13 protein-coding genes are annotated in these 14575 nt (G+C 39.8%); 12 read left to right on the top strand and 1 reads right to left on the bottom strand.

All coding sequences use genetic code 11. From position 1 onward, the window contains the following. The first annotated feature begins 70 nt into the window (after nucleotides 1–70). From ylqF to A5816_RS06570, 10 genes are all read left to right on the top strand, one after another. A complete protein-coding gene (gene ylqF, locus A5816_RS06615; protein WP_002309567.1) occupies nucleotides 71–931 on the top strand; it encodes a ribosome biogenesis GTPase YlqF in 861 nt (286 codons plus the stop codon). Then, nucleotides 924–1691, top strand: coding sequence for a ribonuclease HII (locus A5816_RS06610; protein WP_086310988.1), 768 nt, complete (start codon nucleotides 924–926; stop codon nucleotides 1689–1691). The genes ylqF and A5816_RS06610 overlap by 8 nt, the downstream gene beginning before the upstream one ends. A gap of 55 nt (nucleotides 1692–1746) precedes the next feature. Beyond that, the gene (gene dprA / locus A5816_RS06605) at nucleotides 1747–2604 is read left to right on the top strand and encodes a DNA-processing protein DprA (protein ID WP_038398841.1); all 858 of its coding nucleotides are present in this window, start codon (nucleotides 1747–1749) and stop codon (nucleotides 2602–2604) included. A 121-nt stretch (nucleotides 2605–2725) separates the two neighbouring features. Then, complete coding sequence (gene topA / locus A5816_RS06600; protein ID WP_086310987.1) at nucleotides 2726–4804, top strand: type I DNA topoisomerase; 2079 nt, start codon at nucleotides 2726–2728, stop codon at nucleotides 4802–4804. Further along, a complete protein-coding gene (trmFO, locus tag A5816_RS06595) occupies nucleotides 4773–6149 on the top strand; it encodes an FADH(2)-oxidizing methylenetetrahydrofolate--tRNA-(uracil(54)-C(5))-methyltransferase TrmFO (protein ID WP_002372288.1) in 1377 nt (458 codons plus the stop codon). The genes topA and trmFO overlap by 32 nt, the downstream gene beginning before the upstream one ends. A 197-nt stretch (nucleotides 6150–6346) precedes the next feature. Beyond that, nucleotides 6347–7252 (top strand): tyrosine recombinase XerC, encoded by a 906-nt coding sequence (gene xerC, locus A5816_RS06590; RefSeq protein ID WP_002290220.1) that lies wholly within the window; start codon nucleotides 6347–6349, stop codon nucleotides 7250–7252. A gap of 35 nt (nucleotides 7253–7287) precedes the next feature. Beyond that, nucleotides 7288–7836 carry an HslVU peptidase proteolytic subunit gene (gene hslV, locus A5816_RS06585; RefSeq protein WP_002288419.1) on the top strand — a complete coding sequence of 183 codons (549 nt, stop codon included), beginning with the start codon at nucleotides 7288–7290 and terminating at the stop codon, nucleotides 7834–7836. 13 nt (nucleotides 7837–7849) lie between these two features. Next, entirely contained in the window at nucleotides 7850–9250 is a 1401-nt protein-coding gene (hslU, locus tag A5816_RS06580) for an ATP-dependent protease ATPase subunit HslU (RefSeq protein WP_002290222.1), read from the top strand. A 15-nt stretch (nucleotides 9251–9265) separates the two neighbouring features. Continuing rightward, complete coding sequence (gene codY / locus A5816_RS06575; protein ID WP_002290223.1) at nucleotides 9266–10057, top strand: GTP-sensing pleiotropic transcriptional regulator CodY; 792 nt, start codon at nucleotides 9266–9268, stop codon at nucleotides 10055–10057. A gap of 81 nt (nucleotides 10058–10138) precedes the next feature. Further along, nucleotides 10139–11014, top strand: a complete 876-nt coding sequence (locus tag A5816_RS06570) for an aldose 1-epimerase family protein (protein ID WP_002290227.1) — start codon at nucleotides 10139–10141, stop codon at nucleotides 11012–11014. A gap of 144 nt (nucleotides 11015–11158) precedes the next feature. Here A5816_RS06570 and plsY read toward each other — a convergent pair whose 3' ends face one another. Next, nucleotides 11159–11797: a glycerol-3-phosphate 1-O-acyltransferase PlsY gene (plsY, locus tag A5816_RS06565; RefSeq protein WP_010732769.1), complete on the bottom strand. Its 639-nt coding sequence runs from the start codon at nucleotides 11795–11797 to the stop codon at nucleotides 11159–11161. A 126-nt stretch (nucleotides 11798–11923) separates the two neighbouring features. Here plsY and A5816_RS06560 point away from each other — a divergent pair, with 126 nt between their 5' ends. Then, nucleotides 11924–12358: a CoA-binding protein gene (locus A5816_RS06560; RefSeq protein WP_086310986.1), complete on the top strand. Its 435-nt coding sequence runs from the start codon at nucleotides 11924–11926 to the stop codon at nucleotides 12356–12358. 165 nt (nucleotides 12359–12523) lie between these two features. Further along, nucleotides 12524–14569, top strand: coding sequence for a DNA topoisomerase IV subunit B (gene parE / locus A5816_RS06555; RefSeq protein ID WP_086310985.1), 2046 nt, complete (start codon nucleotides 12524–12526; stop codon nucleotides 14567–14569). Nucleotides 14570–14575: the final 6 nt, after the last annotated feature.

Below are 14575 nucleotides of genomic sequence, written 5' to 3'. Positions count from 1 at the left end.
AATATATATTGCAAAATAAAAAACAAGTAAAGTCGGAGAATATTCCGATATGAAAGGAATGGAGAGAACAATGACCATCCAATGGTTTCCAGGACACATGGCAAAAGCCCGACGAGAAGTTTCTGAAAAAATGAAATATGTGGACATCGTATTTGAATTGGTAGATGCACGGTTACCTTTATCTTCTCGTAATCCAATGCTAGATCAGATCATTCAGCAAAAGCCTCGGCTTGTTTTGTTGAATAAAGCGGATCTGGCAGATCCACAACAGACAAAGCTGTGGCAAGAATATTTTCGTAAGCAAGGCCACCTTGCATTAGCTATCACGGCACAAGAAAGTAAAGGAATCAAAGGGCTAGTACCTGCAGCTAAAGAAGCGTTGAAAGAAAAGCGAGCAAGAGACGCTGCTCGTGGGATCAAGCCTCGCGCTATTCGGGCAATGGTGTTGGGTATTCCGAATGTTGGAAAGTCTACGTTGATGAATCGACTAGTAGGCAAAAAAATTGCTCAGACAGGAAATAAACCAGGTGTAACAAAAGGTCAGCAGTGGCTTCGTTTGGGTAACGAGTTGGAATTGTTAGACACACCAGGGATTTTATGGCCCAAATTTGAAGATGAAGAAATCGGCAAAAAACTAGCGCTGACAGGCGCCATCAAAGACCAACTTGTCCATTTAGATGATTTGGCGATTTACGGATTGGATTTTTTTGCCCGATATTATTCAGGAAGAATCAGCGATCGTTATGGTTTGCCAATCGAGCAAGAAGAAAAATTGGCACCGGAATTGCTGATGGATATCACAGCAAAACGTGGGTATAAAGAAGACTATGATCGCGGCAGCGAATTAGTTGTGCATGATATCCGTCAAGGAAAACTTGGTCGATACACATTGGATCGTTGCGAAGAAATGGAGCAAAAAAGCGATGACTGAATCCATCCAAAGTATCAAAGAACGATTGAAAAGCATACAGAGAATAGATGATCCTACACTAGAATTATTGAGAAACGATCCACGCAAAGGCGTACAGCAAGCGCTAGTTTCTTTTGAACGACGATTGAAAAAAGAGGCATTGATCAAGGAAAAATATGAAGAAATGTTTTGCTTTGAAAAACAAGGGTACGCACAAGGTCACCAATGGATTGCCGGCATTGATGAAGTAGGAAGAGGACCGTTAGCTGGACCTGTCGTGGCAGCTGCAGTTATCTTGCCGAAAAATGAGATCATATTAGGGTTGAACGATTCAAAACAGTTATCAGAGAAAAAACGAGAACTTCTTTCTCAACAAATTCAAGAAAAAGCTTTGGCCATCGGGATCGGAATCATTGATCAGCAGACAATCGATGAAGTGAATATTTATGAAGCAAGTAAATTGGCGATGATCCAAGCAGTAGAAAACTTGTCTATTGCACCAAGCTACTTGTTGATCGATGCGATGACCTTGGATTTGCCTATACAGCAGGAAAAAATAATCAAAGGGGATGCACGATCTGTGTCGATTGCGGCTGCAAGTATCATTGCTAAAGTATATCGGGATCAATTGATGAAAGAATATGACGTGCTTTATCCTGGGTATGGTTTCTCGCATAATGCAGGCTATGGAACAAAGGAACACTTAGAAGGGCTTGAAAGACAAGGGATTACGCCAATCCATCGCAAAAGTTTTGCACCTGTAAAAAAATATTTACAATAAAAAACAGCCGCTTTTACGTATCTTATTAAAAAGAGAGACGAAAGGCGGTTTTATGATGTATCAAATAGAAGAAAATTTATTGAAACTTGCTTATGCAAAAGGAATCAGTAGCCAAGGAAAATGGGCACTTGCTAACTGGATGATGCAGTATCCTTACAAAGAAATCGGATTTGAAGACATCGTTAAGATAGGAAAAATCACCGCACACCGGGAGCTGTTCCGTACAAGTTGGCAAGAAATCCACAATAATTGGGACAAAATCCAATCGAAACAGTCGTTTATTACTTGCTTTGATCCCAACTATCCCCCTCAGTTGCTTCACTTGACCTATCCGCCAATTGTCCTGTTTTACAGTGGTGACCTATCTTTACTTTCTTGTAATATGTTAAGCGTTGTTGGTGGAAGACGTACTTCTGCTTTAGCCAAAAAAACAGTGTATTATTTACTAAGACCAGTGGTAGAAGCTGGATATGTGATCGTCAGCGGCTGCGCGAAAGGGATAGATACATACAGTCACCAAGCAGCAATCTCTCATGGTGGACGGACGATCGCGGTCATTGGAACAGGGATAGAGCAAGTCTATCCTACTGAAAATCGTGACTTGCAAGAGGTGATTGCAAATGATCATCTTCTTTTGAGTGAATATCCTCCTCAATCCGGCCCGAAAAAACATCGTTTTCCAATGAGAAATCGTATTATCGCAGCTTTGTCTAAAGGAACATGTGTCTTTGAAGCCAAGAAAAAAAGCGGCTCTCTGATAACAGCACAGCAAGCATTGGATCTTGGAAGAACAGTTTTTTCTGTTCCAGGAAATATTTTAACAGAACATTCTACCGGATGTCATCATTTGATCCAAGACGGTGCAGTTTGCGCGGTTTCGGGTGAAGATATCTTGGCAGAATTTAAAGAATAACATCATACTTTTCATTTGCTTTTCTTGACAAACGTTTTCTGAATGGATATGATTAGCTACGATTTGTATGAATCCTCTTTTAATAGTAGGAACACGACAATGGAAAGGAGTCCATTCAGTAATGGCGTATAAATATTTAGTGATTGTAGAATCACCTGCAAAAGCCAAGACGATTGAGAAATATCTTGGACGAAACTATAAAGTAATGGCCAGTGTTGGTCATATAAGAGATTTACCGAAAAGTAAAATGGGTATCGATTTTGAAAACAATTATGAACCCCATTATATTTCTATACGCGGAAAAGGCGATGTCATCAAAAGCCTGAAAGCCGCAGCAAAAAAAGCTCAAAAAGTTTACTTGGCAAGTGACCCGGATAGAGAAGGAGAAGCGATTGCTTGGCATTTAGCGTACCTACTTGGGTTGGATCTGAAAGAAAAAAATCGGGTGGTCTTCAATGAAATCACAAAAGATGCAGTCAAAGCAGCCTTTAAGGAACCAAGAACGATCGATGTAGATTTAGTAGATGCACAGCAAGCTCGTCGTACCTTAGACAGAATCGTTGGTTATTCGATCAGCCCTATTCTTTGGCGCAAAGTCAAGAAAGGGTTAAGTGCAGGACGTGTCCAATCTGTCGCTTTAAAAATTATTATTGACCGCGAAAAAGAGATTCGAGAATTTGTTCCAGAAGAATATTGGAGCATCGACGGTAATTTTAAAAAAGCTCGCAAGAAATTCAAAGCAAATTTCTGGGGAATCGACGGTAAGAAAAAGAAATTACCAGATGCACAAAGTGTAAAAGAAGTCACTGCTAGAATTGATGGAACAGACTTCGAAGTTAAAAAAGTAGAAAAGAAAGAGCGCAAAAGAAACCCTGCGAATCCTTTCACTACAAGTAGCCTGCAACAGGAAGCTGCCCGTAAATTAAACTTTCGAACAAGAAAAACCATGATGGTAGCACAACAGTTATATGAAGGAATCACTTTGGGTAAACAAGGAACAGTCGGCTTGATTACATACATGCGTACTGATTCTACCCGGATTGCCGATACAGCAAAAGCAGAGGCCGCAGCATTTATTGAAGATACGTATGGAAAAGAATTTTCTAGACATGATCACCGAAAGATCAAAAATGCTCAAGGCGCACAAGACGCCCATGAGGCTGTGCGTCCAACGAGTGTGCTTCGTACACCAGATGAACTCAAACAATATTTAGATAAAGATCAATTGAAACTTTATACATTGATCTGGTCACGTTTTGTGGCTAGTCAGATGACACCGGCTATTTTAGATACGATGAAAGTAACATTAGAACAAAATGGTGTGATCTTCATTGCGAACGGTTCAAAAATCAAATTCAAAGGATTCATGCAAGTGTATGTGGAAGGTAGAGATGACGGCAAAGAAGAGAAAGAAAATATTCTTCCAGAACTTGAAGAAGGCGATGTCGTCCAATCTGTTGATATTGAACCAAAACAGCATTTTACTCAACCACCTGCACGTTTCAGTGAGGCTACGTTGATTCGTGCACTAGAAGAAAACGGGGTAGGGCGACCTTCCACTTATGCACCAACACTTGATACGATCCAAAGACGCTACTATGTAAAATTGACACAAAAAAGATTTGAGCCGACAGAATTAGGAGCGATTGTCAATTCGCTGATCTGTGAATTCTTCCCTCAAATCGTCGATATCCATTTCACAGCAGAAATGGAAGGAGATTTGGATAAAATCGAAGAAGGCACGGAAGCGTGGGTCAAAGTAGTCGATCGTTTCTATAAACCGTTTGAAAAAGAACTGACGAATGCGGAAGAAAAAATCGAAAAAATCCAAATCAAAGATGAACCAGCAGGATTCGATTGTGATGTCTGTGGACATCCGATGGTGATAAAGTTAGGGAAATACGGGAAGTTTTATGCTTGTAGCAATTTTCCTGATTGTCGGAATACCAAACCGATCGTAAAAGAAATCGGTGTGACTTGTCCAGTATGTCATGAAGGGCAAGTTATCGAACGAAAATCTAAGAAAAACAGACTGTTCTACGGTTGTTCTCGTTTCCCAGAATGTGAATTCACTTCTTGGGATAAACCAGTGGGCAGAAATTGTCCAAAATGTGACGGATATCTGGTTGAGAAGAAAGTCAAAGGTGGCAAACAAGTAGTCTGTGTAAATGGAGACTACGAAGAAGACATCCAAAAATAATAGAAAAGAGGTTCTTTCATTGAAAATGGTAAATGTTGTTGGAGCAGGACTTGCCGGAAGTGAAGCTGCTTGGCAGATCGCACAAGCAGGAGTACCTGTCCGTTTATATGAAATGCGTCCAGTCAAATCGACTGAGGCGCATCACACAAGTAATTTTGCTGAACTAGTATGTTCCAATTCACTAAGAGGAAACAGTTTGGCTAACGCAGTAGGATTATTGAAAGAAGAAATGCGCCGATTGAATTCAGTAGTAATCACTTCGGCAGATGAAACAGCAGTGCCAGCTGGTGGTGCTTTAGCTGTTGACCGAGATTCTTTTTCTGAAACGATTACCCGAAAAGTCAAAGAGCATCCATTAGTAACAGTGATAAACGAAGAAATTACTGAAATACCAGAAGGAATCACCGTAGTAGCAACAGGACCGTTGACTTCTCATCCATTGGCAGAAAGCATCAAAGCATTCAATGGTTCAGATGGTTTTTATTTCTATGACGCAGCTGCACCGATCGTAGACAAAGCTACGATCGATATGGATAAAGTATATTTGAAGTCCCGCTATGACAAAGGAGAAGCAGCTTACTTGAACTGTCCGATGACAGAAGAGGAATTCAAAGCTTTCCATGAGGCACTAATCAATGCCGAAGTGGCAGAACTTAAATCTTTTGAAAAAGAAAAATATTTTGAAGGATGTATGCCAATCGAAGTAATGGCACAGCGTGGATTCAAAACAATGCTTTTTGGTCCTATGAAACCAGTTGGATTGGAAGATCCTAAAACTGGCAAACGTCCTTATGCTGTTATCCAGCTACGTCAAGACAATGCTGCAGCTTCTTTATACAACATCGTGGGCTTCCAAACTCACTTGAAATGGGGCGAGCAAAAACGTGTTTTTCGGATGATTCCTGGATTGGAAAATGCTGAATTCGTTCGCTATGGTGTTATGCACCGAAATAGCTTTATGAATTCGCCAGAATTACTGAAACCGACGTATCAATCAACAAAACGCGAAGATTTGTTCTTTGCAGGTCAGATGACTGGTGTAGAAGGCTATGTTGAAAGTGCAGCAAGCGGATTACTTGCTGGAATCAATGCCGCACGCTTAGCAAAAGAAATGGAACCAGTCGAGTTTCCACAAGAAACTGCTATTGGGAGCATGGCTTACTACATTACTCATGCGGAAGGAAAACATTTCCAACCAATGAATGCCAACTACGGTCTGTTTCCTGAATTGCCGGAACGCATACGAGACAAAAAAGCAAGATATGAAGCAATTGCCCAACGTGCTTTAAAAGCGAATGAGACAATAAAAAAAGAATTAGAAAAAACAGCAGTCCCAAATGAGTGAGCAAGCTCGATGAAGAGGGTGAGACGGATAGTCTCGCTCTTTTTCTTGCGTTTTTCTTAAGGATTTCTCAAACAAAATGTGAGGAATTGCATTAATTGTGAACAAACTTAGAAATATTGGTTAAATTCTGACAATTTATTTGTCTTTTTGTAGACGCTGTGCTAAATTATTCTCTGGGACAAAAGGAAGGTGAGAAAATGACGGAAGCCACGTGGGAACAAAAATTTTTGCGTTATTTGATTGTCGAAAGAGGATATTCAGAAAAAACGAAAGAAGCATATGAAGAAGATATTCTCCATTTTAAACATTTCTTGGAGGAATCTGGAGACGCTGATCTGCTGAAGGCGGAATACTTTACGGTTCGTGTCTATTTGAGTGCATTAGCTGATCATCGCCCTAGCTATAGCAGAAACTCTATCAGTCGCAAGATAGCTAGCCTACGTTCGTTTTATCAGTACCTTCTCAAAGAAGAAGTGATAAAAGAAAATCCATTTTCTTACGTTCATCTCAAAAAGAAAAATTTGAGATTGCCGCGCTTTTTTTATGAAAATGAAATGCAAGCACTTTTTGACAGCGTAGCAGGAGACAGTCCTCTAGATTTGAGGAACCGCGCTTTGCTGGAAGTCCTTTACGGATCTGGTATCCGTTTAAGCGAGTGTAGTAATCTGTTGGTATCAGACATTGATTTTGATTCAGAGGTCATGTTGATTCATGGTAAAGGAAACAAGGAGAGATACGCGCCTCTAGGTTCTTTTGCCCAAGATGCTCTACAAGAATATTTCACAGAAGGCCGTCAGGTATTGATGACAAAATATCACGAAGAGCATGATATTGTTTTTGTGAATCATCATGGAAAACCAATCACGCCTACTGGTATTGAATATGTCTTGAATCAGATGATCAAAAAAAGCAGCTTGGATAGCGATATCCATCCCCACATGCTGCGCCATACATTCGCCACTCATTTATTAAATAATGGGGCAGATTTGCGGACAGTCCAAGAATTGTTAGGACATGCCAATTTATCAACTACCCAGATCTATGCCCATGTAACAAAAGAAAGTTTACAAAAAAACTATCGTTCATTCCATCCAAGAGCGTAAAATAAGAAAAAGAACAAATTTAGGAGGAAACAAACATGGTCGAATCACCATTTCATTCAACCACAATCTGTGCTGTCGAAAAAGACGGAAAATTTGCCATGGCTGGAGATGGCCAAGTAACAATGGGTGAATCTGTTGTCATGAAAGGTACAGCAAAGAAAGTACGACGTATCTACAATGGAGAGGTCGTTGTAGGTTTCGCCGGAAGTGTCGCAGATGCGTTTACTTTAGAAGAAAAATTTGAAGGCAAACTGAACGAATACAATGGAAATCTGCAACGTGCAGCTGTTGAATTAGCTCAAGAATGGCGGACACAGCAATCTATGCAAAAACTTGAAGCGATGCTGATCGTAATGAATGATAAAGAAATGCTTCTTGTTTCAGGTACAGGAGAAGTGATTACGCCAGATGATGGCATCTTAGCTATCGGATCAGGCGGGAATTTTGCGTTGGCCGCAGCCCGAGCAATGAAAAATTATGCTCAAAATGACATGAGCGCGAAAGAAATTGCAGAAAATGCGTTAAATATTGCCGCAGACATCTGTATCTTTACTAATCATAATATTATCGTAGAAGAACTGTAAGAGGTGAGTAAATATGTATGAATTGAAACAAACACCAAGACAAATCGTAAGTGAATTAGACGAGTACATCGTAGGACAGCATGCAGCAAAAAAATCTGTTGCCGTCGCTTTGCGTAACCGCTACCGCCGTTTGCAGTTAGATGAAAAAATGCAACAAGATATTACACCCAAAAATATGCTGATGATCGGACCTACAGGGGTCGGTAAAACAGAAATCGCGCGACGCTTGGCCAAAATCGTCAATGCACCATTTGTCAAAGTCGAAGCAACAAAATTTACTGAAGTCGGTTATGTTGGAAGAGATGTAGAATCAATGGTCCGGGATTTAGTAGAAAATGCGATCCAAATCGTAGAAAAAGAGCAATACAGCCGTGTATACACAAGTGCTAAAAAAAATGCTGAAAAACGTTTGGTAAAAATCTTAGTGCCTGGTATAAAAAAAGAACAGAAACAATCCACTAATCAATTTGAACAAATGATGAATCTTTTTAATGCTAGTCAGCAAAACAACGCTGAACCACAAGAAGAAGTGACAGAAGATATTCGGATCAACCGCCGTACAGTTTTGGAACAACTACAAAAGGGATTACTGGACAATCGTGAAGTAACCATTGAAGTCGAAGATCAAAAGAAACCTGCACCAATGATGAACAATGGATTGGAGCAAATGGGGATCGACCTAAATGAAACGTTAGGTGCTCTAACACCGAAGAAAAAAGTGGAACGGACGGTAACAGTCAAAGAAGCTTTAGAGTTATTAATCAAAGAAGAATCAGCAAAACTAGTCAAGGATGCTGATATCCATAGTGAGGCAATCAAATTAGCGGAAGAAAGCGGGATTATCTTTATCGATGAAATCGATAAGATTACTTCTAAATCACAGCAATCTGGAGAAGTATCCAGAGAAGGCGTCCAAAGAGACATATTGCCAATTGTCGAAGGTTCACAAGTAAACACAAAATACGGGATCATCCAAACAGATCACGTCCTATTCATTGCTTCAGGAGCTTTCCATTTGTCTAAACCAAGTGATTTAATTCCAGAACTTCAAGGACGCTTCCCAATACGGGTAGAATTAGATGATTTGACAGCTGAAGATTTTGTGAAAATTCTGACTGAACCGAATAATGCTTTAATAAAACAATATGTAGCATTGATTGGTACAGAAAATGTGTCAGTTACATTTACAAAAGAAGCAATTGAACGGATCGCTCAAATTGCTTTCGATGTCAATCGTGACACAGATAATATCGGTGCACGTAGACTGCATACTATTTTGGAAAAACTATTAGAAGACCTATTATTTGAAGCACCAGATATGCAAATGGGTGAAATAACGATTACAGAAGCATACGTTGATGACAAACTTGGCTCAATTGCGGCAAATGAAGATTTAAGTCGCTATATTTTATAAAATCGGAGGACGACAATGACAGACTTGCTAACGAAAACCCGCAAGATAAACACACTTTTGCAGCAAAAGAATACTTTTGACATGCAAGCAGATTTGCCTTACGATAAAATGGCTGTCACATTAGGTGGTATTCTTGACAGCAACACCTATATCATAGGAAGTGACGGAGTATTACTAGGTTATAATGAACGCCACGATGTGAATAATGAACGAATCAAAACAATGTTTGTTGAGAAACAATTCCCTGAATCTTACACTGATACAGTGGCACAGCTGATGAAAACTGAAGCTAATATCCCGATTACAAGTGATATTACTGCGTTTCCGGTAGAGTCAAGAGAAAAATACCCATTTGGTTTGACGACTGTCGTTCCAATCTTTGGAGCTGGCGAACGTCTGGGGACGATCATTTTATCTCGCATGGAACAATCGTTTGCAGATGACGATCTCGTCTTAGCAGAATATGGAGCTACGGTTGTCGGTATGCAGATCCTTTATCAGAAGTCTCGAAGTATCGAAGCTGATGTACGGAGTGCTACGGCTGTTCAAATGGCAATCAACACATTGTCTTACAGCGAGTTAAAGGCTGTACAAGCCATTTTTGAAGCATTGGATGGAGATGAAGGACGTTTGACTGCTTCTAATATCGCCGATAGCATTGGAATCACTCGTTCTGTGATCGTCAATGCTTTACGAAAATTGGAATCAGCTGGAATCATTGAATCTCGCTCGTTAGGCATGAAGGGAACTTATTTAAAAGTATTGAATTCCCGTTTTAAAGACGAATTGGCAAAACATAGTTATTAGAAACAAGGGGACTGGGGCGGATACAGATGTTTGCTCCAGCCTTCCCATTTTAAAAAGTAAGTCGAAGTTGGAGGAATGGCAATGACTGTTATTATTCAAAATGACCAGCTGATCGCTGAAATCGCTGAACACGGTGCGGAATTGATCAGTTTAAAATCAAAAGAACACGGTTTAGAGTATATCTGGCAAGGTGATCCAGCGTATTGGGGCAGACATGCACCAGTTTTATTCCCTTTTGTTGGACGTTTAAAAGATGACCAGTATGTTTACCAAGGGAAAACATATCAAATGGGACAACATGGATTTGCCCGAGATATGGATTTTGAAGTCATTGAACATGGACAAGAAATGGCTAGTTTCATCTTGCGGAGTACACCAGAGACATTAGAAAAATATCCTTTTGATTTTGAATTAGTGATTAGTTATGAATTAGGAGGAGACGGTATCACGGTCCATTACCAAGTAGCAAATACAGGTGAAGAAGAAATGTTCTTTTCTATCGGTGGACATCCTGCTTTCAATGTACCTCTTGAAGAAGGATTGTCATTCGAAGACTTTTATCTAGCATTTTCTCCATTGAAATCAAGATTACGCCTGCCTTTGAAAGGTCCATTCATTGATATGGATCAAAAGACGTTAGGACAGACAAATACGAATCTGGCTTTGAATCGTGAACTTTTTGATCAAGATGCATTGGTCTTTGAAACAAGAGGACTAAATGCGTACGCCATTCGGAGTGAAAAATCTTACCATAGCATAACTTTAAGCTATAAAGATATGCCTTATGTAGGAATCTGGTCTCCTTATCCAAAAGAAGCCCCTTTCGTGTGTATCGAACCATGGTGTGGAATTGCTGACACGGTGAATAGCAGTGGAAACTTGATGGAAAAAGTAGGAATCAATCAACTAGGTGCCCATGAAATCTTCAAGACAAAATATTCGATCACAGTGAAGTAAGAGGGTGTAAAAAAGCTATTCTACATCAAGTAATAAGAGGTTGTGACAGAAGTGGTCAGCTTCTGGAACACCGTTTGTTCGAAAAAAGGGAGTGTGACATGGATTTGTCACACTCCTGTTTTATCTCTTTGGACTGAAAAAGTGTCAGGATTTTTTCTTGCTGCTGTTCAAACCAAATGGGATTCGACTTTCCGTATGGTTTCTGATACGCTTGATATTGTCTTTATGACGATAGAAGATAAAGGAAGAGACTAAAAAGGCAATGATCGTCAGCAACCAATTGGGCTTAGCCAAAATCACAGGAGCTACATAAGGAAGGACGATCGTGGATAAAGTGATCAACGCTGCACTGATCATACTGCTCAAACTCACCATACTTGTACAAAATAGACTAACGATAAAAATGATACAGGAATAAACAAAAAATACAGGATTAAATCCTAAAAGCATTCCTGCACTTGTCGCAACAGCTTTTCCTCCTTTAAACCCAGCAAATATCGGAAATGTATGACCAAGAATCGCACATACCCCAAACCAAAGAGGGTTAATCCCAGAAAGGTGAAAAATCATCGGCAGACAAGTAGCCAATGTACCCTTTAAAATATCCATAAGAAGGACAACGATCCCGGCGGTTTTGCCTAATACTCGAAATGTATTGGTGGTTCCAGTATTACCGCTCCCATGTTGCCGGATATCTTTTTTGAAAAACAATTTGCCGATCCAGACACCGGAAGGAATAGAACCTAAAAGATATGCTAAAATAAGTAATAAGATCAATTTCATTTTTTACCCTCTCTCAAGTTGAAAACTATCCTTTATTTTAGCATGAATAGGTAACAGGAACAATTGAAAAAATGAAAGATAGAAGTATAATAGATGAAATAAAAAGAAAAGCAAGGGGTGACAGAAATGTCTATAAAAAATCCAACACAAGAAACGATTTTTAACTATTTGAAAGAAGCAAAAAATATTGCCGTCGTAGGCTTGAGCAATAAACCAGAGCGAACAAGTTACATGGTTGCGCAGGTATTGCAAGACAATGGATATAAAATCATACCAGTAAATCCATTATTGGCTGGTGAAGAAATTCTAGGAGAGAAAGTCTATGCAAATTTAACAGAAATCGATGATCCAATCGATATCGTAGATGTATTTAGACGGAACGAATTTTTACCTGAAGTAGCAGCTGATTTTTTGAAAACCGAAGCTAAAGTGTTTTGGGCACAACTAGGGATCGAAAACGAAGAAGCAGATGAGATGCTAAGAAAAGCAGGACGCACAGACATCGTAATGGATCGTTGTATCAAGATTGAACTTGGTAAGTTGAAAGAAAACCAAAAATAAAAATGACCACAAAGAAGAGATGATTGATAGAGAGGAATGTCGAAAAAGCGGTTAGGAGATAATTAAAATTGATTTCTCATCTAACCTCTTTTTTTTCACGACCTTTTCTAGTATGATAATCGTGGTGCGGTTTTGCCGCAAAGTATTATTGAAGGAGCGTTTGCCTTGGCAAAAAAAGTAAACAACGAATATAATGACTCGTCCATCCAAGTATTGGAAGGATTAGAGGCAGTTAGAAAAAGACCAGGGATGTACATTGGATCCACTGACAGCCGAGGCTTGCATCATTTAGTCTATGAAATCGTCGATAATGCAGTTGATGAAGCATTATCAGGATATGGCAGTGAGATTGATGTGACCATCCATGAAGACAATAGTATAACTGTTGCAGATAGCGGACGCGGGATGCCTGTAGGGATGCATGCTTCCGGAATCCCAACAGTTGAAGTGATTTTTACTGTGCTGCATGCTGGCGGAAAGTTTGGCCAAGGAGGGTACAAAACTTCTGGTGGACTTCACGGTGTAGGAGCCAGTGTGGTAAATGCCTTATCGAGATGGCTGACTGTAACAATCGTTAGAGATGGCGTAGAGTATCAGCAGAAATTTAAAAACGGCGGTAAACCTGACGGTACGTTGAAAAAGATAGGAAAAACAAAAAAAGCAAACGGGACGATTGTCCATTTTTTACCAGATGATACAATATTCAGTACAACGAAATTTTCATATGAAATTTTAGCCGAACGGTTAAGAGAATCTGCCTTTCTTCTAAAAGGCGTTAAAATCTCACTTTCTGATCTTCGGGGAGAAGAACCAGTCAAGGAAGTTTTCCATTATGAAGAAGGAATCAAAGAATTTGTTGATTACCTGAATGAAGAAAAAGATACATTGACACCGGTCGTTTATTTTTCAGGAGAAAAAGAAGGTATCGAAGTAGAGGTCGCTTATCAATACAATGACGGGTATTCAGAAAATGTCTTATCTTTTGTCAATAATGTTCGAACAAAAGATGGTGGAACCCATGAAGCTGGAATGAAAGCGGCAATGACGAAATCTTATAACGAATATGCGAGAAAAGTCGGCTTGCTGAAAGAACGGGACAAGAATCTGGAAGGTAGTGATTTCAGAGAAGGATTAGCTGCTGTTCTCTCTATCCGTGTACCTGAAAATCTTCTGCAATTTGAAGGCCAAACGAAAGAAAAACTTGGTACGCCAGTTGCTCGTACCGTAGTAGATAACGTCATCAGTGAACAAATGGGCTTTTATTTGCAGGAAAATAGCGAAATGAGCCAGATGTTGGTCCGTAAAGCAATCAAAGCGAGAGAAGCGAGAGAAGCAGCACGTAAAGCCAGAGAAGAAAGCCGAAATGGGAAGAAGCGTAAAAAAGGCGAATCTCTTCTTTCAGGAAAATTGACACCCGCACAATCCCGAAACCCTAAGAAAAATGAATTGTATTTAGTCGAAGGGGATTCTGCCGGCGGATCTGCTAAACAAGGAAGAGACAGAAAGTTCCAAGCAATTCTACCTTTACGAGGAAAAGTCATCAATACCGAAAAAGCTAAAATGCAAGATATCTTGAAAAATGAAGAAATCAATACGATGATCTATACGATTGGTGCAGGAGTCGGCCCTGAATTTTCTATCGAAGACTGTAATTACGACAAAGTAATCATCATGACCGATGCGGATACAGACGGCGCCCATATTCAAGTATTACTGCTTACTTTCTTTTATCGTTATATGAAACCGCTGATTGAAGCTGGGAAAGTATATATCGCGTTACCGCCTTTATATAAAGTATCCAAAGGACAAGGGAAGAAGCAAGTCATTGAATATGCGTGGACAGATGACGAATTGGCAGCAATGATTAAAAAAGTCGGCAAAGGATATATGCTACAGCGATATAAAGGACTTGGAGAGATGAATGCGGAACAATTGTGGGAAACAACGATGGATCCAACTTCCCGTACGTTGATCCGCGTCCGTATCGACGATGCTGCGCAAGCTGAGCGTCGAGTAACCACACTAATGGGTGACAAAGTAGAACCTCGAAGAAAATGGATCGAAAATCACGTACAATTTACGTTGGAAGAAGATGGCAGTATCTTAGATAAAAAAGAGGATGCTGAAATCTCTCCTTCAGTTTCTAATGAATTATTAGATGAAGAACGAGCAGATAAAAACGAAGACAATCAGTTATTTGAAGTAGAATAGGAGGTC

Source organism: Enterococcus sp. 3G1_DIV0629 (genome assembly GCF_002141285.1).
Classification (GTDB): Bacteria; Bacillota; Bacilli; order Lactobacillales; family Enterococcaceae; genus Enterococcus_B; species Enterococcus_B lactis.
This window is presented reverse-complemented; position numbering and strand designations above follow the sequence as displayed.